The organism is uncultured Anaerotruncus sp., from assembly GCF_902490045.1.
Lineage (GTDB): Bacteria > Bacillota > Clostridia > Oscillospirales > Ruminococcaceae > Anaerotruncus.
On record NZ_CABUCJ010000009.1, the window covers coordinates 1 to 25,832 of the forward strand.

The window sequence follows — 25,832 nt, forward strand, 5'->3', positions numbered from 1 at the left end:
TGCAGGGCGCGCTCGACGAGGCGGGCGCCGCGCTGGAGGAGATCGACGCCGTCGCGGTGACGGCCGCGCCGGGGCTGATCGGCGCGCTGCTCGTGGGGGTCAACTACGCCAAGGGGCTTGCCCTCGCGGCGGGAAAGCCCCTTGTGCCCGTGCACCACATCCGCGGGCACATCGCCGCAAACTATCTGGCATATCCGGAGCTGGAGCCGCCCTTTCTCTGCCTCGTGGTGTCGGGCGGGCACACCCACATCGTCGAAGTGCGCTCCTACACCGACTTCCGCGTCGTCGGCCGCACGCGGGACGACGCGGCGGGGGAGGCGTTTGACAAATCCGCCCGCGCGATGGGCTTCCCCTACCCGGGCGGCGTCTACATCGACGAGGCCGCCCGTCGCGGCGACCCGGACAAGTACCGGCTGCCGAAGCCGCGCGTCGAGGGCGCGCCCTGCGACTTCAGCTTTTCGGGGCTCAAGACGGCGGTCATCAACCTGCTGCACAACGCCGGGCAGAAGGGGGAGGCGGTCGACGTGGATTCGCTGGCCGCGAGCTTTCAGAGGACTGTCTGCGAGGTGCTCACCGGCCATCTTGAGGCGGCGGCGAAGGAGCTCGGATACCGCGTCGTCGCGGCGGCGGGCGGGGTTTCCGCCAACAGCGGCCTGCGCGCCGCGCTCGGGGAGATGTGCCGGAAAAACGGCTTTGCGCTCCATCTGCCGCCGCTCTCCCTCTGCGGGGACAACGCCGCGATGATCGGCGCGCAGGGCTATTATGAATTCCTTGCAAATCCGCCCGCTTCGCTCTCCCTCAATGCCGCTCCGTCCATGGATATCGGCGCGGCGTTTTCCGCGAGGGAGTGATAAAATGCAGGAGGGTTCTTTGCTCTCCTGCAAAACTTTGACGAAAAATTAACACAAAAATCAGAAAACCCATTGCAATTTCAAAAGGTTCGGTCTATAATGATAAACGTGGGAAATTTCGATTTTCTGGGGAAACTCCACAGAAAACCGACCAAATTCCCTCGCGATCCGGCATGGTTTTTATAAATTATTCTAAATACACCGAGAGGAGAACAATCATGACAAACAACAAGAATGTCCTCAACTGGATTGAGGAGATGAAGGCGCTTGTAAAACCCGACAAGGTTGTTTGGATCGACGGCAGCGAGGCCCAGCTCAAAGAGCTGCGCGACCAGGCTCTCGCGACCGGCGAGATGGAGGCTCTCAACCCTGAGAAGCTCCCGGGCTGCCTGCTCCACCGCACCGCCGTCAACGACGTTGCGCGCGTCGAGGGCAGGACCTTTATCTGCTCCCGCAAGAAGGAGGACGCCGGCCCGACCAACAACTGGGAGGACCCGCAGGTCATGTACGCCAAGCTGCGCACCCTCTTCGACGGCGCGATGCAGGGCCGCACCATGTATATCCTCCCCTACTGCATGGGCCCGATCGGCTCCCCCTTCTCCAAGGTGGGCGTTGAGCTGACCGACTCGATCTACGTCGTGCTCAACATGGACATCATGACCCGCATGGGCCAGCAGGCGTTCGACCAGCTCGGCGACACCTCCAACGACTTCGTCCGCGGCCTGCATTCCAAGGCCAAGATGGAGGAGGAGAACCGCTATATCGTCCAGTTCCCTGAGGACAACACCATCTGGTCGGTCAACTCCGGCTACGGCGGCAACGTCCTGCTCGGCAAGAAGTGCTTCGCCCTGCGCATCGCCTCCTACCAGGCGAAGAACGAGGGCTGGATGGCCGAGCACATGCTCATCCTCGGGCTGGAGAACCCCAAGGGCGAGATCAAATACGTCTGCGCGGCGTTCCCCTCCGCGTGTGGCAAGACCAACCTGGCCATGCTCATCCCGCCGAAGAAATTCCAGGATGCCGGCTACAAGGTCTGGACGGTCGGCGACGACATCGCCTGGCTGCGCGTCGGCCCGGACGGGCGCCTCTGGGCGATCAACCCGGAGAACGGCTTCTTCGGCGTCGCGCCCGGCACCAACATGAAGTCCAACCCCAACGCGCTGATCTCCACCCAGAAGAACACGATCTTCACCAACGTGGTCCACAACCTCGACGACAACACCGTCTGGTGGGAGGGCCTCGACAAGAACCCGCCCAAGAACGCGCTCAACTGGAAGGGCGAGAAGTGGGACTGCACCGACGGCTCCAAGGGCGCGCATCCCAACTCCCGGTTCACCGCCCCCGCGGTCAACTGCCCCTGCATCTCCTCCGAGTTCAATAATCCCAACGGCGTGCCCATCTCCGCGATCATCTTCGGCGGCCGCCGCGCCAAGACCGCTCCGCTGGTCTACCAGGCGAGGGATTGGAAGCACGGCGTCTTCGTCGGCTCCACCATGGCCTCCGAGACGACTGCCGCCGCCGCCGGCGCCGTGGGCGTCGTCCGCCGCGACCCGATGGCGATGCTGCCCTTCTGCGGCTACAACATGGGCGACTACTGGGCGCACTGGTTTGAAATGGGCGAGAAGCTCGGCGACAAGGCTCCCAAGATCTTCAACGTCAACTGGTTCCGCACCGACGACGAAGGCCACTTCATCTGGCCGGGCTTCGGCGACAACATGCGTGTGCTGAACTGGATCATCGACCGCTGCGAAGGCAGGGCCGAGGCGGTCGAGACCCCGATCGGCTACGAGCCGAAGCCGGAGGACATCGACGTCGAGGGCCTCGGCGACGTCACGACCGACACCGTCAGGGACCTGCTGACCGTCGACAAGGGCCTCTGGAAAGAGGAGGTCAAGGGCATCAAGGAGTTCTATGCGAAGTTTGGCGACAGGCTGCCGAAGGAGCTCGAAAGCCAGCTCTCGACCCTCGAAGCCAACCTCGACAAATAAGGTGCGGCTATGATGAAAGAACTGCGGCTTTTCAACCCCTGGCGCGGGATTGCGGCGACGGCCCTCGTGGGCGCGGCCGCGGCGATCGCCGTGACGTTCGGCGTCATGGCGGCGCTTATCCTCCGCGACAAAAGATAGCTCTTTCAAATACGGCGGAAGGCCCCGGACGCAGAGCGTCCGGCGCAGATGCGCCCGGCGCTTTTTTGGTTCTTACGGGATTCAGGCGCCTACGGGGATGCGGGTGAACTGGGAGCCCGGATGCAGCGAGGTATAGGTCTCCACGAACTGGTTGACCGCCGCGAGGATGGCCTTCTGGGCCTCCCGGCTCGCCTTGACCGACTTGTCGTAGCCGGCCTTGGAGGGGGAGCGGGTCATCGCGGTAAAGCTGTCGTAGTAGGCGCCGGTTTTTTCCGCGGCCGCGGCGAAGAGCTTGTGGGCCTCCTGGTACTCGGCGGGGGCGGCGGCCGAAGCCAGCCCGGAGAGCAGGTCGCGGCTCCTGGCGATCTCGTCGCCGATTTTGCCGAAGGTCCGCTTGTCGCGGTAGTCGTAGCCCTTGAGCGCGCCGCCGAGGGCGGCGCTCAGCTCGGTGGCCATATTCACATAGCCGAGCTCGTATTCGGCGGCGGTCAGCATGACGGCGGGCGCCGCGGCCGTCGGGACCGCCTCCTCGGCGATGACCGGGATCTCGTCCTCCGCTTCCACGGCGGCGGGCGCCGCCTCTTCAATGGGCTTGAGCAGGCGCTCCGCAAAGACCGGGCAGGAGAGGGAAAGCAGCATTGCAAACGCGATTACCGCGCTAATCCATTTTTTCACAGTCAGCACTCCTTTTGTCACAATTTTCCACACTTATTGTACCATTTGTGACCAGAATGTCAATGAACTGTGAAGAAATTTATAGGGAATCGGTGGAATTTGAAGACCGCTCAGCGGGCGAGCAGCTCGGTGATTTCGTGGGGGAGGCGGCGCTTGACCAGCTCCAGCCAGGACTTCTCGAGGTTCTTCGCGGTGACGACCGCGGGCACGGTAACGATATGGGGCAGGGGCTGCTTGCCGAGCAGGCTGCAGGCGCAGGCCAGCGCGGCGGCGCGCCCGGTCTCATAGGAGCGGGGGCAGCTGACCGCGGTGATGTTTTTTTCGGCCGCGAGCAGCTTGGCGACGCCGTAGTCGAGTCCCGCGGCGACAAGCGCGACGTCCGGGCGCGAAAGCTCGCGCAGCGCGGCGGCCGCGTCGGCGGCGAGCCGTTCGTCGCTCGCGTAGAGGCCGTCGATCTCGGGATGGGCTTCGAGCAGGCCGCGGATGAGGGGGACGTTCCCGCAGGGACTGTAGAAGTCCCGCCGCGCCACCGTTTCGAGCTGGGGGAACTCCTCGGCGATGATGCCGGTGGCGGAGAGGTCGCGCTGCCGGGTGCAGAAGGACTGCGCGCTGCCGTAGAGGAAGCCGATGCAGCTTCCGCCCCGCCGGAGCACCTCGGAGGCCAGGAGCTTGCCGGCGGCGCGGCCGTTTTCCGATTCGTTGGCCGCGACGCAGGTGTCGTAGGAGAGGGGCGGCATCGAGGTGGGCACGTCCCCCGCGAAGACCAGTCGGATGCCGCTCCGGCAGAGCTTGCGGTAGCGGTCGAGCTCCCGCCCCTCGAGCACGGGCAGGCAGACGATCGCGTCGGGGTGCATGGCGGCGAGACTGTCCAGCTGGATCTTCTGGAGCTGCGCGTCCTGCTGGGCGTTGACGGTGCCGAGCACCCCGATGCCGAGCGCGGCGAACCCGTCCCGCATCCCCTGCGCGAGCAGGCGGGAGGAGAGGGAGCGCTCGTCGTTGATCGAGATGCAGACCGAATAGCCGCGGTGCTGCACCCTCTCGATCTCCGCGTCGGTGAGCTCCAGCAGCTCGGCCCGCCCGGCCTGCGCGCCCGACGGGCCGCGCGCCAGCGTGCGGGTCGATTCCCCGAGGATGAAGTCGGCGGAGATCAGCCGGTGCCGCCGCTCGTTCCCGCCGAGGATGAGCTCGCGGATGCTGGCCACCAGCTCGCGCACCTTCATATCCACCCGCGTGATGTTGGGGAAAAAGACCTTGGCGATGTACATGTCGCCGATCGTGATGAGGGAGAGGTCCTGCGGAAACTGCAGGTCGTTGAGGCGGATGTAGTCCATGATGTGCATGGTGGCGCCCGTCTCAGCGGTGATGACCGCGGTGATCCGCGGGTGCGCCTGGAAGCAGGCGCCCAGCTGGCGGACCAGCTCGTCCCGGCCGTAGGTGTCGTCGATCGTCCAGAAGCGGCTGTCGTCAAATTCGAGCCCGTACTGTCGGAAGGTCTCATGCGCGGCGGAGAGGACCGACTGGTTGATAAAGGAGCTGCTCTGGCAGGCGAGGAAGGCGATGTCGGCGTGCCCCCGGTTGAGCAGGTGGCGGAGGGCGAGCCCCACGGCGTGGGGATAGTCGAAGTTGATGTAATAGCAGTTGGCGCGGTCGGTGGGGATGTGGTTGATGAAGACCGTCCGCACGGGCGGCGGCGCGCCGCCGTCGTCCCGGATTTCGACCGAGTAGTGCACGATGGCGTCGTCGAGGTGGTAGAGGCGGACATACTCGAGGAAATCCTTCCACGCCAGGCGCTGCTCGGTGACGATTACGACGATCCGCACCCGCTTGTCGAGCAGCTCGGCGGCCAGGCAGTCGGCCAGGTCGGAGGCATAGCTGCCCCGGATGCTGCTTAAAAAGATGCCGGCCACGCGCATCCCGCAGAGCTTCTGCCGGTGGGAGACCCGCAGCGGGGTGTACCCGAGCTCCTCGACCGCGCGCATCACCCGGCCGGCAAGCTCGGGGCGCACGTAGCGGGTCTTGTTGATCACGTGGGAAACGGTGGTGGCGGACACGCCGCACCGCCGCGCCACGTCCTGGATCGTTATCATCTGCATCCCCCCTCTCCATGATAAACCGGCGGCGGGGCCCCGTCAATTTGAAAGGGCGCCGCGGAAAAAAATCGGAGCTTTCCAGTAGAGGGCGGGGGACGCTTTGTCTAGAATGACCAGCCAGGAGAAAGAAAATGAAACAAATGCGGTTAAATGCGCAAATAAGAACGGTTCGTTATGATTTAACGAAGCCGCTCCCGCATGAAAATGCCGGGCCTCGTCCGCCGGACGGAAAAGCGGACGAATAAAAAGTGCAATTTCCGATTTTAAATTGTGGTTTTTTCATAGCCGGAGGAGGCGAATTTGGGGCATGGAAAATTAAATGCGCAAATAAAATGGGAGATTGCCATAAAATTACGCAAAAATCATGGAATATATTGGGAGTATTATACAAGTGCGATTTGACAGGCGAAATTCCTGCTGATACGATGAGTTCAAATGTGGGGAATCGACAAAAAAAGAGACAAATTTGGCGATTCCTCACAGAACGAATAAGGAGGGTTTCTATGAAACTGGAACGGGAAGGCATCCAAATCATCCCCGAATCGGAGCAGAAGACCGGACTGTGGGATATGGCGTTCGTCTGGTTCTGCGCCAACGTGGCGGTTCCGCGCCTGCTGATGGGCGGCTCGATGGCCGGGCTCGGCTTCGCGCGCGCGGCCGCCATGCTGCTGTGGGGCAACGTGCTCGTCATCCTCCCGCTGCTCGCACTCGGCGTCATCGGCTACAAGGTGCGCATCCCGACCATGGCGGCGGCCCGCATGACCTTCGGCATCAAGGGCTCCTACGTCCCCGCCATCGCCAACGCGGTCCAGCTCATCGGATGGGGCGCGTCGGTCACCGTCGTCTGCGGCAGCTCGATCGACGCGGTCGTCTCCGCCATGACCGGCTACAGCAACATCACGCTCTGGATCATCCTGACCGGCATCGTGCAGCTGCTCATCACCGCCTACGGCTTCCGCTCGATCACCTGGCTCCAGCGGGTGTCGGTACCGCTGCTGGCGCTGCTGTCGATCTACGCGGCCTACCTCATGATCAAGAATTACGGCTGGAGCAACCTCACCTCCTTCCGTCCGGAAAGCCCCATGCCGATCATGCTCGGCATCGATGTGCTCGCGGCCAACGCGTTCGCATGGGGGCCGATGGTGTGCGACTACACCCGCTATGCGAAGAACAAATCCTCCTCCAGCGTGGGCACGCTGGTCGGGTCCCTCGCGGGCGCGGCGGGCTTCATGTTCGTCGGCATGATCTCCTCGATCGTGACCGGCGACCCCAACCCCTCCGCCATGCTCGTGTCGCTCGGCCTGGGCGTCCCCGCCCTGCTCATCATCATCCTTTCGAGCGTCACCACCAACGTCATGAACCTCTACTCGTCCGCAATCTCCTTCGTCAACGTCTTCCCGAAGATCGAACCGTGGAAGATCATCGTGGGCGGCGGCGTGGCGATCACCGGCGTGGCGGTCATCCCCAACCTGATCGGCCACTTCATCCAGTTCCTCACGATCGTCGGCTCGATCTTCGTGCCGCTGATCGCCATCCTGCTCGTCGACTACTTCCTGCTCAAAAAGCAGCAGGTCGACGCGGAGCAGCTGCTGGTGGACGACGCCTCCTCCAGCTACTGGTATAAGAACGGCTTCAACGTCCGTGCGATCGTCATCTGGCTCATCGGCGTGGCGCTCTTCAACATCCTGCCCCACGTCGCCCCGACCCTCGGCGCCACGGTCCCGACCTTCCTGCTGATCGCCGTCGTCTACTATGCGGTGGAAAAGCTTTCGCCGCGCAAGGCGTGAGGAGGAGAGAAGATGCGGGAAGAACTGTTCGTCAAAAACGCCCGTCTGCGCGGCAGGGACGCGCTTCACGGCATCCACATCCGCGAGGGGAAATTCTACCGCGTCGCGCCCGCCGATGAGCTGGCCCCGCCCGAGGGCGCGCGGGTGATCGACGCGGGCGGGAGGCTCGTGATCCCGCCCCTCTGCGACCCCCACCAGCACCTCGACGCCACGCTGAGCGTGGGAAATCCCCGCTACAACATGAGCGGCACCCTGCTGGAGGGCATCCAGATCTGGGGGGAGCGCAAGCAGACGCTCACCAAGGAGGTCATCAAGGAAAACGCAATCAAGGCGATCAAATGGGAGGTCGCCAACGGCGTGCTGCGGATGCGCACCCACGCCGACGCGACCGACCGAAGCCTGCTCACGGTGGAGGCGCTCGCCGAGGTGCGCGAGGAGATGAAGGATCTCGTGGACCTGCAGATCGTCGCATTTCCGCAGGACTGCGTCTTCACCTTCGAGGGCGGGACCGGCCTAATGGAACGCGCGATGCAGATGGGCTGCGACGTGGTCGGCGGGCTGCCCTACATCGAGTTCTCACGGGAGGACGGGGTCGCGGACGTGAAGTTCGCCTTCGACCTCGCGGAGAAGTACGGGGCGCTCGTGGACATCCACTGCGACGAAAACACCGACGACCAGTCGCGGTTCGTCGAGGTGGTGGCGCGCGAGGCGATCGTGCGCGGCATGGAGGGCCGCGCGACCGCCAGCCATACGACCGCCATGCACAACTACAACAACGACTACGCCTTCAAGCTGATGGGGGTTTTGCAGCGGGCAAACCTCAACATCATCACCAATCCCTATCCCAACTCGGTGCTCCAGAACCGGACCGACGGCTATCCCCGCCGGCGGGGGTGCACGCGTGTGGACGAGCTGCTCGCGGCGGGGATCAACGTCTGCATCGGGCACGACGACCTGATGGACCCCTGGTACCCGATGGGCAAGGGCTCGATGCTCGGCGCGGCAAACCTGCTGATGCACACCGCGCAGCTCAGCGGCTACGACCAGATCGGCCAGCTGCTGGATATGGTCACCGTCAATTCCGCCCGGACGATGTGCCTGGAGGATTACGGCATCGAGGAGGGCAACTCCGCCGACTTCGTGGTGCTCGACGCGGACACCCCCTTCGACGCGGTCCGCCTCACCTGCGAATGCCTCTATGTGGTCCGGCGCGGAAAGATCGTCTGCGAGACGACGCCCGCGCGCCGCGAGCTCCGGTTCGGCGGACAGACCGAAAACATCGATTTTAAGCTCTGACCGCCGGATGCGGCGGAAAATCAAAACATCTGGAAAGAAGGGTCCGTATGTCACTGCAAAAGGAGGATTCCCGGAGCAAAAAGATCATCTTCGTGTCGAGCTGCCTGCTCAACACCAACAACAAGGTGCGCGACCTCGCGCGGTACGGCGGATTCAGCCTCGACGTCGTCAAAATCCTGCACAAGTACGACCTTGGCATGCAGCAGATGGACTGCCCCGAGACGCTCTACCTCGGCATCCAGCGCTGGCAGCACACCAAGAACCTCTACGACAACGTCGGCTTCCGCCGCTTCTGCCGCCAGATCGCCGTGCGCAACGTCGATTACATGGAGAGCTACGTCCAGATGGGCTACCAGACGGTGGCAGTGCTCTCCTGCAACGGCTCCCCGACCTGCGGCGTGACGCTGACCAGCCACAACGACGACTGGGGCGGCCCGCCCAAGGAGCTCGACTACGGCGACGCGCTCGTCGAGGGCACCGGCGTCTTCATCGAGGAACTGCAAAAGGAGATCATGGAGAGGGGCATCCTGATGCCGCCCTTCTACGGCCTCAACCTCGACGAACCGGCGAAGCCCTTTGAAAAAATTCTCTCCGAGTTTGAGCAGTTTATCGCCGACCTCATGGAAAACTGAACCGGCAGCACCTTCCTCAACAAAAGAAGCGCCCGGCCGCGATTGCGGCCGGGCGCTTCTGATTCTTATAAGGAAGGGGCCGTCAGCCCCGTCCGGCGCGGATTTGGGCGACCGCCCCGGCGACCGCTTCAGGCTCGGCGGACGCGTCCACGACGGCGTTCGCGGCGGCGAGATAGGCGGGACGGCGGGCGTCGAAGAGGGCCCGCAGCTCCTCCGGGGAGCTGCGCCGCACGATCGGCCGGTCGCTGCCGCGGATGCGCTCCAGGCAGGCGGCGAACGGCGCGTCGAGGAAGACGACGAGGTCGCGCGGGGAGAGGACCTCCCGGTTGCGCGGATAGGTCAGCGCGCCGCCGCCCGTCGAGACGACGCAGTCCGCGCGGCCCGCGAGGGCCCGGACCGCCTCGTGCTCGAGGTCGCGGAAGCGCGCCTCGCCGTATTCGGCGAAGATGGCGGGGATCGCCATGCCCGCCCCCGCCTCGATTTCGGCGTCGAGGTCGGCGTACGCCATCCCGAGCCGCCGGGCGAGCAGGGTGCCCACGGTCGTCTTGCCGCAGCCCATGAAGCCGCAGAGGATGATGTTGTTCATGTCGTTTGCTCCTTCAGCAGCAGGCGGGCGGCCATTTCGTCCACGATCCTGCCGACGGCGCGGTCGGAAAACCGGGCGCCGTGCCAGATCTCATGGGCGATCGCCGCCTGCCAGACGAGCATCTCCATGCCGCCGACCGCCTTGACGCCGCGTTCGCGCGCATGGCGCAGCAGCAGCGTCTCGGAGGGGTTGTAAATGCAGTCGAAGACGGTATCCACCCCGTCGAGCAGGGCGGGCGGCACCGGGCAGGCGTCCGTGTTCGGGTACATGCCCACGGGGGTTCCGTTGATGAGCAGCGAGAAGCGCCCGCCGAGGGAGGCGATGTCGCGCACCGAAAGCTCCGCCCCGAGCTTTTCCCGCGCCTCGCGCGCGAGTTCGGCGGCCTTTTCGCGGCCGCTCTCCCGCACGGCGACGGTCACCCGCGCGCCCTGCCGCGCGCATTCGAGGGCGAACATCCGCCCAACCCCGCCCGCGCCGAGCACGCAGATTTCGCCCCCGATGGCGACGCCGTGCGCCCCCAGGGCGCGCAGAAAGCCGCCACAGTCGGTGTTGTCACCGACCAGGCGGCCGTCCGCGTTATGCACGGCGTTGACCGCGCCGAAGAGGCGCGCGCCCTCGCCGAGGGAGTCGAGCAGGGGGATGACGGCGCGCTTATAGGGGATCGTCACGTTGAAGGCGGCGAGCTCCCGCAGGGTATCCGCCTGGGACGCGAGCTGCTCGGGAGGAATATCGAGAAGCGCGTAGTCCGCGTCGATGCCCTCCAGCGCGAAGAGGCGCCGGTGGATCTCGGGGGAGAGCGAATGGCCGAGCGGGTGTCCGATCAAAGCATACCGTTTCATAGGACCCGGACTCCTTATGTCAATTGTCGGAAATTACAGCGTTTCGCGCAGCTTTTCGACCGCGCTGGGCTTTTCGATGTTGCAGGCGCTGACCTGTTTGAAGCCGCGCTTGATGAGGGAGGTGAGCACCTTGTTGGGGCCGAGCTCGATGAACATGTCGACGCCGTCGGCCACCATGTCGGAGACCTCCTCGTGGAAGTGCACGGGGGAGACGAGGTGCTGGATGAGGTACTGGCGCAGGTCTGCGTCGGGATGGATCCGGCGGCCGGTGATGTTGGAGTAGAAGGGGATGGCCAGCGGATGGAATTCGACGTCGGCGATCGCCGTGGAGAATTCCTGCGCGGCGGAGGCCATCAGCTTGGAGTGGAAGGCGCTGGACACCGCCAGCTTCTTGGCCTTGTAGCCCATGCCGGCAAGCGCCTCGGCGGCGGCCTCGGCGGCGGCGTTTTCGCCCGCGATGACCGTCTGGGTGGCGTTGTTGTAGTTGACGGGCAGGACGTAGCCGGGGGTCTCCTTGCAGACGCGGGCGATCGTCCGCTCGTCGCTGCCGATAATCGCGTACATGCTGCCGGGGTTCCTGTCGGCGGCGCGCTGCATCGCGAGGCCGCGCGCGGCGATCATCCGGAAGCCGTCCTCGAGCGAGAAGGCGCCCGCCGCGGTCAGCGCGGCGTATTCGCCCAGCGAGTGGCCCGCCACGGCGGAGGGCTCGCACATCTGGGAGACGACCGAATAGGCGGCCATCGAAACGGCAAAGATAGCGGGCTGGGAGATTTTCGTCTGCGCGAGGGTTTCGGCGTCGCCTTCAAAGGTGACCTTCGCCAAATCGAACCCGAGCACGTCGCTGCCGCACTCATAGACGCTGCGGACCGACTCAAAGCTGTCGTACAGCTCCTTGCCCATGCCCGGGTACTGGGAGCCCTGCCCGCTGAATACAAAAGCTAACTTCGACATCAATAACCCCTCATTCCTATAAAAGTTGACCGCGTCCGGACAAAAAAAGAAAATATTCACAAATTAATAGTTGACAAATTGGCCCGGTTGACGGTATGATAACAATCGAAATATAACAACTGTTACATTTTTGCCCATTATAGCACAAAGAAATTCATGATGCAATAGGCAAAATGTAAAAACGATAATGAGGAGACGCCATGACAGGAATCAGATTTTGCGGTACGGGCAGCTATCTGCCGCCCATGACGGTCGACAACGGCGAATACGCCAAGATCGTGGACACCTCGGACGAATGGATCCGCCCGCGCACGGGCATCGTCACCCGCCACATCGCCAACGGCGAGACCACCTGGCGGATGGGCGCGCGGGCCGCGAGAGCCGCCATCAACGACGCGGGCATCGACCCCGCGGAGATCGGCCTGGTGCTGGTCACTACGGTCACCGCCGACTTTGCGACCCCGTCGATGAGCTGCTGCATCCAGCAGGAGATCGGCGCGAAAAACGCGATGTGCATCGACGTCAACTGCGCCTGCGCGGCGTTCGTCTACGCGGTGGACATGGCGCGGCGGTACCTCGCCACCGGCGACGGCGTCGGCACGGTGCTCGTCGTGAGCGCGGAGATGCTCTCCCGCCTCACCAACTACGCCGACCGCAGCACCTGCGTGCTCTTCGGGGACGGCGCGGGCGCCTGCGTGATCAAGGCGGAGGAGGACGGCATGTACGGCGCGATGGTCGGCGCGGACGGCTCCGGCTACGGGCTGATGTTCTGCAAGAACCCGCCGCCCGCCTCCCCCTGGACCACCAACCCGCCCGAGCCGGACGACGTCTACACCCGCCCCGAGCTGCCCGGGCAGATGGTCATGGGCGGGCGCGAGATCTACAAGTTCGCGACCAAGATGATGCCGCAGGCGATCAACACCGCCTGCGAACGGGCGGGGATCACCTCCGCCGAGCTCGACTGGATCGTGCCGCACCAGGCCAACGTGCGCATCGTCCAGACGGCGATGAAAAACCTCGGCCTGCCGATGGAAAAGGCGTTCATGACGATCGACCACACGGGCAACACCTCGTCCGCCTCGGCGGCCATCGCGCTCGACGAGCTCAACCGGAGCGGCAGGCTCCGGCGCGGCGACAAGGTCGGCATCGCGGGCTTCGGCGCGGGGCTCACCTACGGCGGGGCGGTCTTCACCTGGTGAGGAATCCGGAAAATCCTGCCGGACACGCGCATGGGGCGCGATGATCATAGAGATGAAGCGGCGGACGCCACGGGCGGCGCCGGAGGGGCGCGGCCCCACAGTTTTACGTGGAGGAGAAAACCAATGCTGAAAACAAAAATAACCGAACTGCTCGGCATCCGCTACCCGCTCTTTCAGGGCGGCATGGCCTGGGTGGCCGACGCAAAGCTGGCGGCGGCGGTGTCCAACGCCGGCGGCCTCGGGCTCATCGGCGCGGCGGCCGCGCCCGGCGAGGTGGTCGAGGCGATGATCCGGGAAGCGAAGTCCCTCACCGACAAACCCTTCGGCGTGAACGTCATGCTCATGAGTCCCTTCGCCGACGATGTGGCGCGCATCTGCGCCGAACAGCGGGTCGCGGTCGTCACGACGGGTGCGGGCAACCCCGGCAAGTACATGGAGGCGTGGAAGGCCGCGGGCATCAAGGTGATCCCGGTGGTCGCCTCGGCGGGGATGGCCAAACGGATGGAACGCGCGGGCGCCGACGCGGTCGTCGCCGAGGGCACCGAGTCGGGCGGCCACATCGGCGAATTGACCACCATGTGCCTCGTGCCGCAGGTCGCGGACGCGGTGAGCGTGCCGGTCGTCGCGGCGGGCGGCATCGCGGACGGGCGCGGCGTGGCCGCGGCCTTCGCGCTCGGCGCGCAGGCGGTGCAGTGCGGCACCATCTTCGTCTGCGCCGACGAGAGCCCGGCCTGCGCCAAATACAAGGAGCTCGTCGCCGGAGCCAAGGACACCGACACGATCGTCACCGGACGGGAGGGCGGCGCGCCCATCCGGTCGCTCAAGACCAAGTTTACAAGGAAGCTCGCGAAGCTCGAGCATGAGGAGATCAGCCGCGAGGAGTTTGAACGGATGGCGGCCGGCAGCCTGCGCAAGGCGGTGCAGGACGGAAATCTCGAGGAGGGCACCTTTATGGCGGGCCAGATTTCGGGGCTTGTGAAGGGCTCCGCGCCCGCGAAGGAGATCGTGGAAAACCTGATGGCGCAGGGGGAGCGTCTCCTCTGCAGCCTGCTTACGGAAAGGGGTATCACCATTGAATAAGGTTGCAATTGTCACCGGAGGCGGCACCGGCATCGGCCGGGCGATTTCGCTGAAGCTGGCGGAGGACGGCTTTTCCATCGCGGTCAACTGCCTCGAAAGCCTGCTGCCGCAGGCGCAGGCGGTCGCGGAGGAGTGCCGCGCCAGGGGCGTGGAGGCGGAGTGCTTCGTGGCGGACGTGTCCAGCTTCGACGCGTGCGCGGAGATGGTGAAGGCCGTCCAGGAGCGGTTCGGCTCGGTCGACGTGCTCGTCAACAACGCGGGCATCACCCGCGACGGCCTGATCGCCCGCATGAGCGAGGACCAGTACGACAGCGTCGTGAACGTCAACCAGAAGGGCGTTTTCAATATGATCCGGCATGTCACGCCGGTGATGATGAAGCAGCGTTCGGGCCGCATCGTCAGCATGGCGTCGGTGTCGGGCCTCTACGGCAACGCGGGGCAGCTCAACTATTCCGCCTCCAAGGCGGCGATCGTGGGCATGACCAAGACGGCGGCCAAGGAGCTTGGCGGGCGCGGGATCACCGTGAACGCGGTGGCTCCCGGCTTCATCCAGACCGACATGACCGCCAAGCTCTCCGACAAGGCGAAGGAGGCGATCCTCGGCGGCGTGGCGCTCAAGAGAATGGGCCAGCCGGAGGACGTGGCAAACGCGGTGGCGTTTCTGGCAAGCGACGCGGCCGGTTACATCACCGGGCAGGTGCTCGTCGTCGACGGCGGCATGGGCCAGTGACATTTTGAAAAACAGGAGTATTTGCATATGAAACGAGTCGTAATCACCTCGACGGGGGTTGTTTCCCCCGTCGGCATGAACACAGCCGATTTCTGGCAGAGCGTGGTGCAGGGCCGCCACGGCTTCAAGCCGATCGCCTCCTTCGACACCTCCCGCATCAAGGTCAAATGCGCGGCCGAGATCGCCGGCTGGGACCCCGTCGCGCAGGGGCTCAACAAGAAGGATGCCCGCCGCATGGACCGCTACACCCAGTTTGCGATGGCCGCCGCGAAGCAGGTTATCGAGGGCGCGGGGGATTTGAGCGGCATTGATCCCTTCCGCGCCGGCGTCATCGTGGGCAGCGGCATCGGCGGCTTTCAGACCACACTGGCCGAGCACCAGAAGTTCCTGGAGAAGGGCCCCGACCGCGTGAGCGTCTTCATGGTGCCGATGATGATCTCCAACATGGCGGCGGGCCAGATCGCGATCGAATACGGCTTCAAGGGGGACAACTTCGCGGTGGTCACCGCCTGCGCGACCGGCTCCCACTCGATCGGCGAGGCGTTCCGCAAGATCAAGTACGGTTATCTCGACCTGGCGATCGCGGGCGGCGCGGAGGCGCCGATCAACGAGGTCGCGGTCGCGGGATTTTCCAACATGAACACCCTGACCGAGTCGGAGGACTGCGACCGGCTGTCGATCCCCTTCGACAAGGAGCGCAGCGGCTTTGTGATGGGCGAGGGCGCGGGGCTCGTGCTGCTTGAGGAGCTCGAGCACGCCAAACGCCGCGGCGCGGACATCCTCGCCGAGGTCGTGGGCTACGGCGCGACCGACGACGCCCACCACATCACCGGCCCCTCCCCCGACGGCGAGGGCGCTGCCCATGCGATGATGAACGCGATGGCGGACGGCGGCGTCTCCCCCGAGCAGGTCGGCTATATCAACGCCCACGGCACCTCCACCCAGCTCAACGAGAAGTGCGAGACGCTCGCGATCAAGGCGGCGTTCGGCGCCCACGCCTACAAGCTGGGGGTCAGCTCGACCAAGTCGGTGACCGGGCACATGCTCGGCGCGGCGGGCGGCGTCGAAGCGATCGCCACGGCGCTCGCCCTGCGGGACGGCGTCATGCCGCCGACGATCGGCTACAGGGTCCCCGACGGGGACTGCGACCTCGACTATGTGACCGAGGGCGCGCGCAGGGCGGACATCCGGTACGCCCTCTCCAATTCGCTGGGCTTCGGCGGGCACAACGCGAGCCTGCTCTTCAAAAAATACGAGGGGTGAAGTGATGGCGCTCTATAATAAGGAACAGATCATGGAGATCATCCCCCACCGCGACCCCTTCCTGCTCATCGACGAGGTCGAGGAGCTGGAGGTCGGCAGGCGGGTGGTGGCCACAAAGTTCATCAGCCCCGACTCCTTCTGGTTCCAGGGGCACTTTCCCGGGCATCCCGTCACGCCGGGCGTGCTGATCATCGAGATGCTCGCGCAGGCGGGCGCGGTGTGCGCGCTGTCGATGCCGGAGAACCAGGGCAAGATCGCCTTTTTCGCGGGCATCGACAAGGCGAAGTTCCGCCGGCAGGTGCTGCCGGGAGACACGCTCCGCCTCGAGGTGGAGATGCTGCGGGTGCGCGGGAACTTCGGCATGGGCAAGGGGACCGCAACGGTCGGCGGCGAACGCGCCGCGAGCGCCGAGATCACCTTCGCGCTCATGAAATAGACGCCTGTGCGCGGCCGGAAAACAGCCGCCGCAAAGGTTTTTCCAAAGTTTGTAGGGCCTGGCCAAATGCAAATTGGAAAACCCGACAAAATATGTGCAAATACCTATTGCCAAACCGTGGCAAAACGGGTATGATAATTGTCGTTAGCAAGACGGGTCCGCCCACGGCGGCCCCTTCCGTCAGATCATACGCGGCACCGATAGAACAGAATTATAGGAGGAAACAATCATGGTATTTGAAAAAGTCAGAGAGCTTCTCGTGGACCAGCTGGACGTCGAGGAAGACGCCGTCACAATGGAGGCCAACATCCAGAGCGACCTGGGCGCCGACTCGCTGGACATCGTCGACCTGGTCATGTCCCTCGAGGAGGAGTTCGACTGCGAAATCCCTGACGAGGAGATCGAGAACATCAAGACCGTCGGCGACATCGTCAAGTATATCGAAGACCACGCAAACTGACGCGTTTCGGAATCCCCGCCGGGACGGCGGGGATTTCTTTTTCACTCCATTTCAGAAAGGATGAACCCGGATGAACGAGAACAGCTTCGGCGGCTTCCAGGACGGCGCCGACCTCGACGCGGTCCGCCAGCAGGTGCAGACCCCCCTCTACCGGCATGTGGCCAAAACCTACGGCTGGATGTTTTTGGGGCTCCTGCTCACCTTCGTCACCTCCTTTTTGCTCTACGCGACCCGGATGGTGCTGCTCTTCTTTGTCACCCCCTGGCTGCCCTTCGCGCTGCTGATCGGCAAGCTTGCGCTCGTCTTCTACCTCACCTCCCGCATCCGGAAATATTCGGTGACCACCGCGCGGGTGATCTTCCTCTGCTATTCGGTGCTCACCGGCGTCGCGTTTTCGCCGCTGCTGCTCCTCTACGACGCGGGCAGCGCGATCTTCGTCTTCGGCGTCGTGTCCGTCTTCTTCGGCGTGATGGCCGCGGCGGGCCTTATCACCAGGCGCGACGTCTCCGGCTTCGCGCCGCTCGTCCTCTTCGGTCTGCTCGCGCTGCTGCTCATGGGGGCCGTCAATCTCTTCCTCGGGCTCGAGGGCTTTGAGACGGCGATCTGCTTTATCGGCGTGGCGGTCTTCCTCGGCGTCACCACCTACGACTCCAAAAAGGTCAAGGACTACTACCACGCCTTTGCGGGGGACGCGGAGATGCTGGAAAAGGTGTCGATCTATTCGGCGCTCAACCTCTATCTCGACTTCATCAACCTCTTCCTCTACCTGCTGCGCCTGCTCGGCAAGCGCAAGTAGCCGGAACGCGTACGGCCGCCGTCAACGGACGGCGGCCTTTTGCCCGCGCGGGCCGCGGATTGGCGGGCGGCCCTTGCATTTCGGGGAAAAATTCGCTATGATACAAGGGTAATGCCACCGGCGGCCGCGTGGGCCGCCGCCGGTCATATTTTGGGGCGCCCCGCGGGACGCCGAAGGAGAACATGCTTTATGGCGGACAAGAAAAAGATGGTGGAAGCGATCACCTCGATGGAGGAGGACTTCGCGAAATGGTACACCGATATCGTCAAAAAGGCCGACCTGGCGGACTATTCGTCGGTGCGCGGCTGCACGGTCGTGCGCCCCTACGGCTGCGCGATCTGGGAGAACATCCAGCGTGACCTCGACGGCCGCTTCAAGGCGACGGGGCATGAGAACGTCATGATGCCGATGTTCATCCCCGAGGGCCTGCTCCAGAAGGAGAAGGACCACGTCGAGGGGTTCGCGCCCGAGGTGGCGTGGGTGACCCACGGCGGCGAGGAGAAGCTCACCGAGCGCCTCTGCGTGCGCCCGACCTCCGAGACCCTCTTCTGCGAGCACTACGCGAACATCATCCACTCCTACCGCGACCTGCCCAAGCTCTATAACCAGTGGTGCTCGGTCGTGCGGTGGGAGAAGACCACCCGCCCCTTCCTGCGCACCTGCGAGTTCTGGTGGCAGGAGGGCCACACGATGCACGAGACGGCCGAGGAGGCGATGGCGGAGACCGAGCGGATGCTGAACGTCTACGCCGACTTCTGCGAGGAGAGCCTCGCGATCCCCGTCACCAAGGGCCGCAAGACCAAAAAGGAGCAGTTCGCGGGCGCGGAGGCCACCTACACGATCGAGGCGATGATGCACGACGGTAAGGCGCTCCAGTCGGGCACCTCCCACTATTTCGGCGACGGGTTCGCCCGCGCCTTCGGCATCACCTTCCAGGGCCGCGACAACAAGCCCCAGTACCCGCATCAGACCTCGTGGGGGATGTCGACCCGCATCATCGGCGCGATCATCATGACCCACGGCGACAACGACGGGCTGGTGCTGCCGCCCGCCATCGCGCCGATCCAGGTGATCGTCGTGCCGGTCGCCCAGCACAAGGAGGGCGTCCTCGAGAAGGCGGGCGAGGTCACCGAAAAGCTCCGGGGCTTCTGCCGCGCGAAGATGGACGGCAGCGACAACTCGGCGGGCTGGAAGTTCGCGGAGTATGAGATGAAGGGCGTTCCGCTCCGGCTGGAGATCGGCCCGCGCGACATCGAGCAGAACCAGTGCGTGCTGGTGCGGCGCGACACCCGCGAAAAGACGGTCGTCTCCCTCGACGAGCTCGAGGCGAAGGTGCCCGAGCTGCTGCGCGCGGTGCACGACGGCCTCTACCAAAGGGCGCTCGAAAACCGCGAGGCGCGCACCTGGACCGCAGGGACCTTCGACGAGCTCAAGGCGCTCGCGGCGGAAAAGAGCGGCTTCTTCAAGACGATGTGGTGCGGCGACGAGGCGTGCGAGCTGCGCGTCAAGGAGGAGGCGGGCCTCACCTCCCGCTGCATGCCCTTCGAGCAGGAGCAGATCGGCGGCGTCTGCCCGGTCTGCGGCAAGCCCGCGACGACCTCGATCATCTGGGGCCGGGCGTACTGATTCCCACTGCCCGGCGCGCGCCGGGATAAAACAGCAAACGGGGGTAGGAAGATGGAAATGACCTATAAAAACACGCTGCTCAAGGTGACGGCGATCCTGATGATCGTCTTCGCGGTGCTCGGGCTGGTGTCCGCGGGCATGATCTCGATGGACGTCCAGAAGGAACTGGGCGGCAGCTCGGGCGGCTTTACGAGCATGATCATGGAGATCGCGATGGAGGATCCCTCCTTCGCGGCGCAGGCGGGCATCGACGACCCGGCGGAATTCTATGAGCTCATGCAGGACGAGGAGTTCCAGGCCGTGATGGGCGGCGTCTTCGCCGTGATCAGCGTGGTCATGATTCTCTTCGCGGCGGTCGCCGCGATCCCGCGCGCCATCGCGGGCATTTTGGGACTGAGCCGCAGCTCCCGCCCGGAAAAGAGCGGATTCTTCATGGCGTGGGGAATCGTGCTGCTCATCCTCGGCGTGATCGGCATGCTCTTCTCGGGCGGCGTGTTCTCCTTCAACGGGCTGGTGAGCCTCGTGGGCGGCGTCGTCCTGCCGATCCTCTACCTCGTCGGGTCGAGCCAGCAGAAGAAGGCCTATCTCGCGAGCCTCTCCGCCGCGCAGGCCGTCAACATCAATTACGCGGCGATGCCCGCGGGCAGCAGCCCCAAGGCCCCGCCCGCCGCGCCGGAGGCGCCGCGGCAGCCGGAAAACAAGGGCCCGGAGTTTTAAAGGATCCCTCGAAAGCGGGGCGGCAGAGCCGCCCCGCTTTTTCCGCCCCGGGCCGCCCGCATAAGCCGCCGGGGGAGCGGGAAAACTTCCCTCGAAAGGAAATTTCAGCGGCGGCCGGGAAGCGAAAATTTTTTGGAGCTTTTTACGAATTTTTATCAGAAAATACTTGCATTGTGACGGGGGTTGTGGTATTATAATCGAGCGTGACTGCACAGATATGCGATGATGCGGGAGGTGGCCGCCCTCTGAGGCGGGGAATTTCCGCGGAGTATGTCCGATTTCAAACCGGGCGACTTTAATACTGATGAAAGCGTGCGCAATGCGCCTGTGAAGGCATTTTGCGCGGCGCGGCGGCTTTTGGCCGCGGGCGGTATGAAGTCCGGCTAAACTGGAAAGTTTACCGGATTTTTTGTATGCCCGCCCGCGAAACACCCGGAGGGGTGTACAGGGCGATTCGGTATGTGAAGTGTCGTCAGAAAACATTAAGGAGGCGATCTTCAGTGGCAGTCAAGGAGAAAATCAGAATCAGGCTCAAAGGTTACGATCACCAGCTCGTCGATGCATCGGCGGAGAAGATTGTGGAAACGGCAAAGCGCACCGGCGCCCGCGTTTCCGGTCCGATCCCCCTGCCGACCGAGAAGGAAATCGTCACCATCCTGCGCGCCGTCCACAAGTACAAGGACAGCCGCGAGCAGTTCGAGATGAGGACCCACAAACGGCTCATCGACATCCTGCGTCCCTCGAATAAGACGGTCGAGGCGCTCACGGGACTCGAACTCCCCGCCGGCGTGGAGATTGAAATCAAGCTCTAAGCCGCGCGAAACCCCGACGACGGATTCGCCGTCAGGTCAAGTCGGCGAGAGCCGACCAATAACCTTCAGGAGGTAAGAAAGGTATGCAAAAGTGCATCGTAGGCAAAAAGATCGGCATGACCCAGCTTTTTGACGAGAACGGAAAAGTGATCCCCGTGACCGTCGTTGAGGCCGGCCCCTGCGTTGTCGTCCAGAAGAAGACAATCGAAAACGACGGCTATGAAGCCGTGCAGATCGGTTATGGCGACATCTCGGACAAGGCGATCAACAAGCCGCTCAAGGGACACTTCGCGAAAGCTGACGTCGCGCAGAAGCGCACCCTCAAGGAGTTCCGTCTGGAGGACTGCTCGTCCTTGAACGTCGGCGACATCATCAAGGCCGACGCCTTCGCCGCGGGCGACGCGGTGGATGTCGCGGGCACCTCGAAGGGCAAGGGCTACGCCGGCACCGTCAAGCGGTACGGCAACCACACCCTCAAAGCGACCCACGGCTCCGGCCCCGTCGGACGCCACGCCGGCTCCAACGGCGCCTGCTCGTCCCCGTCCCGCGTCTTTAAGGGCAAGGGCCTCCCGGGCCACATGGGTGACGAACACGTCACCGTCCAGAACCTTGCGGTCGTCAAGGTGGACGTGGAAAACAATCTCATCGCGATCAGAGGTGCGATCCCCGGCGCCAAGGGCGGCGTGGTCTGCATCACCGATAGCGTCAAGGCGTAAGGGAAGGAGGACACACACAATGCCAAAGGTTCAAGTTTATGATATGGCCGGCAAAGCCGTCTCTGAGATCGAGCTTTCCGACGCCGTCTTCGGCATCACCCCCAATCAGGCGGTCGTGCACGCGTGCGTCGTGAATTATCTGGCCAACCAGCGCCAGGGCACCCAGTCGACCCTGACCCGCACCGAGGTTACCGGCGGCGGCAAGAAGCCCTGGAGGCAGAAGGGCACCGGCCACGCGCGCCAGGGCTCCATCCGCGCTCCCCAGTGGCGCAAGGGCGGCATCGCGCTCGGCCCCAAGCCGCGCGACTACAGCTACTCCCTCAACAAGAAGACCCGCCGCCTGGCGATCAAATCGGTCTTCTCCGACAAGGTCCTCACGAACGATCTGATCGTGGTCGACCAGATCACCGTCGACGGCTACAAGACCCGCCCGGTGGTCGACATGCTCAAGGCGCTCGGCGTTGAAAAGAAGGCGCTCATCGTTATGGGCGACAAGAACGACCAGTTCATCAAATCCGCTTCCAACATTCCGGGCGTCAAGACCGCGCTGGTCAACACGCTCAACGTCTACGACATCGTCAACTGCGACAAGTTCATCGTCGCCAGGGACGCCGTCGCCAAACTCGAGGAGGTGTACGCATAATGAAAGCTCCGCAGGACATTATCCTCCGTCCGGTCATTACCGAGGCTTCGATGGCGAACGTGCAGCTTCGGAAGTACACCTTCCGGGTCGCCAAGGACGCCAACAAGATTGAAATCGCCAAGGCTGTCGAGGCGCTGTTCCCCGGCACCAAGGTGTCGGCGGTCAACACGCTCAACTGCCGCGGCCGCCTGAAACGGATGGGCCGCAACCAGGGTTACACCCCTTCCTTCAAGAAGGCGATCGTGACGCTGGCCGAGGGTTCGAAGACGATCGAGTTCTTCGACACCATGCTCTAATGGCGCGAAGCGCCGCGTATGGGGTTCTCTGCCCCGCTAACTAAAATGAGGAGAGTGAAACCGAATGGCTATTAAGAGCTATAAGCCCACTACGCCTAGCCGCCGGCAGATGACTGTCACCGACTACAGCGAGTTGAGCAAGGTCGCTCCGGAAAAGAGCCTGCTTGAGCCTGTCAAGAAGCACTCCGGACGCAACAGCAACGGCAGGATCACCGTCCGCCACCGCGGCGGCGGCAACCGCCGGAAATACCGCATCATCGATTTCAAGCGCGACAAGGCCGATATCCCGGCCAAGGTCCTGACGCTCGAGTATGACCCCAACCGCACCGCCCACATCGCGCTCGTCCAGTACGAGGACGGCGAGAAGCGCTACATCATCGCGCCCAACGGCCTCAAGGTCGGCGACACGGTGGTCTCCGGCGCCAAGGCGGACATCAAGCCGGGCAACTCGCTGCCGATGATGAACATCCCGACCGGTACCTTCATCCACAACATCGAGCTTTACCCGGGCAAGGGCGCGCAGCTGGCGCGTTCGGCCGGCGTCATGGCCCAGCTGATGGCGAAGGAAAACGGCATGGCGCTCGTCCGCCTGCCCTCCGGCGAGCTCCGCAACATCCCCGAGATCTGCGTGGCCACGATCGGCCAGGTCGGCAACATCGACTTTGAGAACGTCAACTACGGCAAGGCCGGCCGCCGCCGCCACATGGGCTGGCGCCCGACCGTCCGCGGCTCCGTCATGAACCCCTGCGACCACCCGCACGGCGGCGGCGAGGGCAAGAGCCCGGTCGGACGTCCGGGCCCGGTCACCCCTTGGGGCAAGCCCGCGCTGGGTTACAAGACCCGCGCCAAACACAACCGCTCCGACAAGTTTATTGTCAAGCGCCGCAACGCGAAGTAAGACGGGCTGAAAGGAGGAAATATTCATGGGTAGAAGCATTAAAAAGGGACCGTACGTTCAGCCCGTTCTGCTGGAGAGGGTCCGCAAGATGAACGAGAGCGGCGAGAAAAAGCAGGTCCTCAAGACCTGGAGCCGCGCTTCGACGATATTCCCTGATTTTGTCGGGCACACCTTCGCGGTCCACGACGGCCGCAAGCATGTGCCGGTTTATGTGACCGAGGACATGGTTGGGCACAAGCTCGGCGAGTTTGCCCCCACCAGGACCTACCGCGGACACGCCGGCGCCAGAAAGAGCAACTAAAACGAGGCCGAAAGGAGGAACTCAACCATGGAAGCAAGAGCTTCGCTGAGACATGCCCGCATCGCGCCTCGCAAGGTGCAGATCGTGCTTGATCTTATCCGCAACAAGCCCGCCGACCAGGCGATGGCGATTCTCCGGCAGACCCCCAAGGCCGCTTGCGAGCCGTTGGAGAAGCTGCTGAAGTCGGCCGTGGCAAATGCCGAGAACAATTTCAACATGGACAGGAACAACCTGTATGTGTCCGAGTGCTACGTCACCCCCGGCCCGACGATGAAACGGATCCGCCCCCGCGCGCAGGGCAGGGCGTTCCGCGTACTCAAGAGGACGTCCCACGTCTTCATCACCGTCAAAGAACAAGAATAACGCTGAAAGAGGAGGTAAACTATGGGCCAAAAAGTGAATCCGCACGGCCTTCGTGTCGGAGTTATTAAGGATTGGGATTCCCGCTGGTTTGCTAAGGACGATGCTTTCGGCGATATCCTTGTCGAGGATTACAAGCTCCGCAAGTTCTTAAAGAAAACCCTTTATGATGCAGGAATCCCCCGCATTGAAATCGAGCGCGACGCCACCAAGGTGCGCATCCACATCCACTGCTCCCGCCCGGGCATCGTCATCGGCAGGGGCGGCGCCGAGATCGAGAAGATCCGCAAGCAGTGCGACGCGATGATCAACAAGGGCAAGGCCGCGGCCGACAAGCGCCAGGTCTTCATCAACGTCGTCGAGGTCAAGTCCCCCGACAAGAACGCCCAGCTCGTGGCCGAGTCGATCGCCGCCCAGCTGGAAGCCCGCGTCTCCTTCCGCCGCGCCATGAAGCAGTCGATCGGACGCGCGATGAAGTTCGGCGCCCGCGGCATCAAGATCCAGGTGTCCGGCCGTCTGGGCGGCGCCGAGATCGCGAGGACCGAGCACTACCATGAGGGCACCATCCCCCTGCAGACCATCCGCGCCGACATCGACTACGGCTTTGCCGAGGCGAACACCACCTACGGAAGAATCGGCGTCAAGGTTTGGATCTACGCCGGAGAGGTTCTCGGGGATGCCAAGAGGCCCCGCAGGGATGACCGTCCCCAGAGGGAAGGAGGCAAACAGTAATGCTGCTGCCAAAACGTGTGAAATACCGCCGTGTTCAGCGCGGCCGCCTCAAGGGCAAGGCCCTGCGCGGCAACACTGTCACTTATGGAGATTTCGGCCTGCAGGCGCTTGAGCCGGCGTGGGTCACCTCCAACCAGATCGAGGCCGCCCGTATCGCCATGACCCGCTACATCAAGCGCGGCGGCCAGGTCTGGATCAAGATTTTTCCGGATAAGCCGATCACCGAAAAACCGGCCGAGACCCGCATGGGTTCCGGTAAAGGAAGCCCCGAGTACTGGGTCGCAGTCGTCAAGCCCGGCCGCGTGATGTTTGAAATCGGCGGCGTGTCTGAGGAACTGGCCCGTGAGGCAATGCGTCTTGCCGCGCACAAGCTGCCCATCAAGTGCAAGTTCGTTGCCAAGGAGACTGAGGAAAAGGGGAGTGAAGAGTAATGAAGGCAACTGAGATCAGGGAACTGTCTGACAAGGAGCTTCAGGAGAAGCTGGGTGACCTCAAAGCCGAGCTTTTCAACCTTCGTTTCCAGCACGCGATCAACCAGCTCGATAACCCGATGCGCCTGAACATCGTCAAGAAGGACATCGCGCGGGTGAAGACCCAGATCCGGGCCAACGAGCTTAAGAGCGCGCAGTAAGCGGAAGGGAGGACGAAGGTAAATGAGCGAAAGAAATCTCCGCAAGACCCGTGTCGGCACGGTTGTCAGCGATAAGATGGATAAGACGGTCGTCGTCGCCATCCAGGACAACGTCAAACATCCCCTTTACAAGAAGATCATCAAGCGCACCGTGAAGTTCAAGGCGCACGACGAAGAGAACGCGTGCGGCGTTGGCGACAAGGTCAAGATCATGGAGACCCGCCCCCTGTCCAAGGATAAACGGTGGAGGGTCACCGAAATCATCGAGAAGGCGAAATAACATCCGGACGGTCGCTTCCGACA

31 protein-coding genes are annotated in these 25,832 nt (G+C 63.6%); 26 read left to right on the forward strand and 5 right to left on the reverse strand.

Going from position 1 to position 25,832, the window contains the following annotated elements; genetic code table 11:
- The 3 genes from tsaD to RDM88_RS01915 all read left to right on the forward strand — a co-directional run.
- Positions 1–851: tRNA (adenosine(37)-N6)-threonylcarbamoyltransferase complex transferase subunit TsaD (gene tsaD, locus RDM88_RS01905; protein WP_308752681.1), on the forward strand; the 851-nt coding region annotated here is incomplete at its 5' end.
- Between the two features lie 218 nt (positions 852–1,069).
- Positions 1,070–2,839, forward strand: a complete 1,770-nt coding sequence (locus tag RDM88_RS01910; RefSeq protein ID WP_308752683.1) for a phosphoenolpyruvate carboxykinase (GTP) — start codon at positions 1,070–1,072, stop codon at positions 2,837–2,839.
- A 9-nt stretch (positions 2,840–2,848) separates the two neighbouring features.
- Positions 2,849–2,977, forward strand: coding sequence for a hypothetical protein (locus RDM88_RS01915; RefSeq protein ID WP_279288802.1), 129 nt, complete (start codon positions 2,849–2,851; stop codon positions 2,975–2,977).
- Between the two features lie 81 nt (positions 2,978–3,058).
- Here the strand turns inward: RDM88_RS01915 and RDM88_RS01920 are convergent, their stop codons facing one another.
- Positions 3,059–3,652 carry a hypothetical protein gene (locus RDM88_RS01920; protein WP_308752685.1) on the reverse strand — a complete coding sequence of 198 codons (594 nt, stop codon included), beginning with the start codon at positions 3,650–3,652 and terminating at the stop codon, positions 3,059–3,061.
- 110 nt (positions 3,653–3,762) lie between these two features.
- On the reverse strand, positions 3,763–5,739 hold the full coding sequence (locus tag RDM88_RS01925; RefSeq protein ID WP_308752687.1) for a LacI family DNA-binding transcriptional regulator: 1,977 nt from the start codon (positions 5,737–5,739) through the stop codon (positions 3,763–3,765).
- Between the two features lie 506 nt (positions 5,740–6,245).
- Here RDM88_RS01925 and RDM88_RS01930 point away from each other — a divergent pair.
- Genes RDM88_RS01930 through RDM88_RS01940 form a run of 3 tightly spaced genes read left to right on the forward strand, consistent with a single transcriptional unit; the run spans position 6,246 to position 9,457 of the window.
- The gene (locus RDM88_RS01930) at positions 6,246–7,529 is read left to right on the forward strand and encodes a cytosine permease (protein ID WP_308752689.1); all 1,284 of its coding nucleotides are present in this window, start codon (positions 6,246–6,248) and stop codon (positions 7,527–7,529) included.
- 12 nt (positions 7,530–7,541) lie between these two features.
- Positions 7,542–8,825 carry a cytosine deaminase gene (gene codA, locus RDM88_RS01935; protein ID WP_308752691.1) on the forward strand — a complete coding sequence of 428 codons (1,284 nt, stop codon included), beginning with the start codon at positions 7,542–7,544 and terminating at the stop codon, positions 8,823–8,825.
- A 47-nt stretch (positions 8,826–8,872) separates the two neighbouring features.
- Entirely contained in the window at positions 8,873–9,457 is a 585-nt protein-coding gene (locus tag RDM88_RS01940) for a CD3072 family TudS-related putative desulfidase (RefSeq protein WP_308752693.1), read from the forward strand.
- 82 nt (positions 9,458–9,539) lie between these two features.
- Here RDM88_RS01940 and RDM88_RS01945 read toward each other — a convergent pair whose 3' ends face one another.
- Genes RDM88_RS01945 through fabD form a run of 3 tightly spaced genes read right to left on the reverse strand, consistent with a single transcriptional unit; the run spans position 9,540 to position 11,833 of the window.
- The gene (locus RDM88_RS01945) at positions 9,540–10,043 is read right to left on the reverse strand and encodes a shikimate kinase (RefSeq protein WP_308752695.1); all 504 of its coding nucleotides are present in this window, start codon (positions 10,041–10,043) and stop codon (positions 9,540–9,542) included.
- A complete protein-coding gene (aroE, locus tag RDM88_RS01950) occupies positions 10,040–10,882 on the reverse strand; it encodes a shikimate dehydrogenase (protein ID WP_308752697.1) in 843 nt (280 codons plus the stop codon). Before aroE ends, RDM88_RS01945 begins: the two co-directional genes overlap by 4 nt.
- A gap of 33 nt (positions 10,883–10,915) precedes the next feature.
- Positions 10,916–11,833 carry an ACP S-malonyltransferase gene (fabD, locus tag RDM88_RS01955; protein ID WP_308752699.1) on the reverse strand — a complete coding sequence of 306 codons (918 nt, stop codon included), beginning with the start codon at positions 11,831–11,833 and terminating at the stop codon, positions 10,916–10,918.
- A 200-nt stretch (positions 11,834–12,033) separates the two neighbouring features.
- Here fabD and RDM88_RS01960 point away from each other — a divergent pair, with 200 nt between their 5' ends.
- The 20 genes from RDM88_RS01960 (at position 12,034) to rpsQ (ending at position 25,809) form a co-directional block, all read left to right on the forward strand.
- Positions 12,034–13,032, forward strand: a complete 999-nt coding sequence (locus RDM88_RS01960; protein WP_308752701.1) for a beta-ketoacyl-ACP synthase III — start codon at positions 12,034–12,036, stop codon at positions 13,030–13,032.
- A gap of 126 nt (positions 13,033–13,158) precedes the next feature.
- Positions 13,159–14,112 carry an enoyl-[acyl-carrier-protein] reductase FabK gene (gene fabK / locus RDM88_RS01965; RefSeq protein WP_308752769.1) on the forward strand — a complete coding sequence of 318 codons (954 nt, stop codon included), beginning with the start codon at positions 13,159–13,161 and terminating at the stop codon, positions 14,110–14,112.
- Positions 14,105–14,842 carry a 3-oxoacyl-[acyl-carrier-protein] reductase gene (gene fabG / locus RDM88_RS01970; protein ID WP_308752703.1) on the forward strand — a complete coding sequence of 246 codons (738 nt, stop codon included), beginning with the start codon at positions 14,105–14,107 and terminating at the stop codon, positions 14,840–14,842. The genes fabK and fabG overlap by 8 nt, the downstream gene beginning before the upstream one ends.
- Before the next feature lie 27 nt (positions 14,843–14,869).
- A complete protein-coding gene (gene fabF / locus RDM88_RS01975) occupies positions 14,870–16,105 on the forward strand; it encodes a beta-ketoacyl-ACP synthase II (protein ID WP_308752705.1) in 1,236 nt (411 codons plus the stop codon).
- A gap of 4 nt (positions 16,106–16,109) precedes the next feature.
- Positions 16,110–16,541, forward strand: a complete 432-nt coding sequence (fabZ, locus tag RDM88_RS01980) for a 3-hydroxyacyl-ACP dehydratase FabZ (protein WP_308752707.1) — start codon at positions 16,110–16,112, stop codon at positions 16,539–16,541.
- Positions 16,542–16,770: 229 nt separating this feature from the next.
- Positions 16,771–17,001: an acyl carrier protein gene (locus RDM88_RS01985; RefSeq protein ID WP_308752709.1), complete on the forward strand. Its 231-nt coding sequence runs from the start codon at positions 16,771–16,773 to the stop codon at positions 16,999–17,001.
- 70 nt (positions 17,002–17,071) lie between these two features.
- Entirely contained in the window at positions 17,072–17,797 is a 726-nt protein-coding gene (locus RDM88_RS01990) for a Bax inhibitor-1/YccA family protein (protein WP_308752711.1), read from the forward strand.
- A 189-nt stretch (positions 17,798–17,986) separates the two neighbouring features.
- Entirely contained in the window at positions 17,987–19,423 is a 1,437-nt protein-coding gene (gene proS / locus RDM88_RS01995) for a proline--tRNA ligase (protein ID WP_308752713.1), read from the forward strand.
- A gap of 57 nt (positions 19,424–19,480) precedes the next feature.
- Complete coding sequence (locus RDM88_RS02000) at positions 19,481–20,140, forward strand: hypothetical protein (RefSeq protein ID WP_308752715.1); 660 nt, start codon at positions 19,481–19,483, stop codon at positions 20,138–20,140.
- Positions 20,141–20,640: 500 nt separating this feature from the next.
- Entirely contained in the window at positions 20,641–20,952 is a 312-nt protein-coding gene (gene rpsJ, locus RDM88_RS02005) for a 30S ribosomal protein S10 (protein ID WP_006873286.1), read from the forward strand.
- An 83-nt stretch (positions 20,953–21,035) separates the two neighbouring features.
- Entirely contained in the window at positions 21,036–21,668 is a 633-nt protein-coding gene (gene rplC / locus RDM88_RS02010; protein ID WP_308752720.1) for a 50S ribosomal protein L3, read from the forward strand.
- A 19-nt stretch (positions 21,669–21,687) separates the two neighbouring features.
- Positions 21,688–22,311 carry a 50S ribosomal protein L4 gene (gene rplD / locus RDM88_RS02015; protein WP_308752722.1) on the forward strand — a complete coding sequence of 208 codons (624 nt, stop codon included), beginning with the start codon at positions 21,688–21,690 and terminating at the stop codon, positions 22,309–22,311.
- Entirely contained in the window at positions 22,311–22,607 is a 297-nt protein-coding gene (rplW, locus tag RDM88_RS02020) for a 50S ribosomal protein L23 (protein ID WP_308752724.1), read from the forward strand. The genes rplD and rplW overlap by 1 nt, the downstream gene beginning before the upstream one ends.
- Before the next feature lie 64 nt (positions 22,608–22,671).
- Positions 22,672–23,505 carry a 50S ribosomal protein L2 gene (gene rplB / locus RDM88_RS02025; protein ID WP_101548284.1) on the forward strand — a complete coding sequence of 278 codons (834 nt, stop codon included), beginning with the start codon at positions 22,672–22,674 and terminating at the stop codon, positions 23,503–23,505.
- 25 nt (positions 23,506–23,530) lie between these two features.
- Positions 23,531–23,806, forward strand: a complete 276-nt coding sequence (gene rpsS / locus RDM88_RS02030; RefSeq protein ID WP_101548286.1) for a 30S ribosomal protein S19 — start codon at positions 23,531–23,533, stop codon at positions 23,804–23,806.
- 27 nt (positions 23,807–23,833) lie between these two features.
- Positions 23,834–24,169 (forward strand): 50S ribosomal protein L22, encoded by a 336-nt coding sequence (gene rplV, locus RDM88_RS02035; RefSeq protein WP_101548289.1) that lies wholly within the window; start codon positions 23,834–23,836, stop codon positions 24,167–24,169.
- Between the two features lie 21 nt (positions 24,170–24,190).
- Positions 24,191–24,898, forward strand: a complete 708-nt coding sequence (gene rpsC, locus RDM88_RS02040) for a 30S ribosomal protein S3 (protein WP_308752729.1) — start codon at positions 24,191–24,193, stop codon at positions 24,896–24,898.
- Positions 24,898–25,329: a 50S ribosomal protein L16 gene (gene rplP / locus RDM88_RS02045; protein WP_308752732.1), complete on the forward strand. Its 432-nt coding sequence runs from the start codon at positions 24,898–24,900 to the stop codon at positions 25,327–25,329. The genes rpsC and rplP overlap by 1 nt, the downstream gene beginning before the upstream one ends.
- Positions 25,329–25,529 (forward strand): 50S ribosomal protein L29, encoded by a 201-nt coding sequence (gene rpmC / locus RDM88_RS02050; protein ID WP_308752734.1) that lies wholly within the window; start codon positions 25,329–25,331, stop codon positions 25,527–25,529. The genes rplP and rpmC overlap by 1 nt, the downstream gene beginning before the upstream one ends.
- A 22-nt stretch (positions 25,530–25,551) precedes the next feature.
- Entirely contained in the window at positions 25,552–25,809 is a 258-nt protein-coding gene (gene rpsQ, locus RDM88_RS02055) for a 30S ribosomal protein S17 (protein WP_101548297.1), read from the forward strand.
- Positions 25,810–25,832 lie beyond the last annotated feature (23 nt).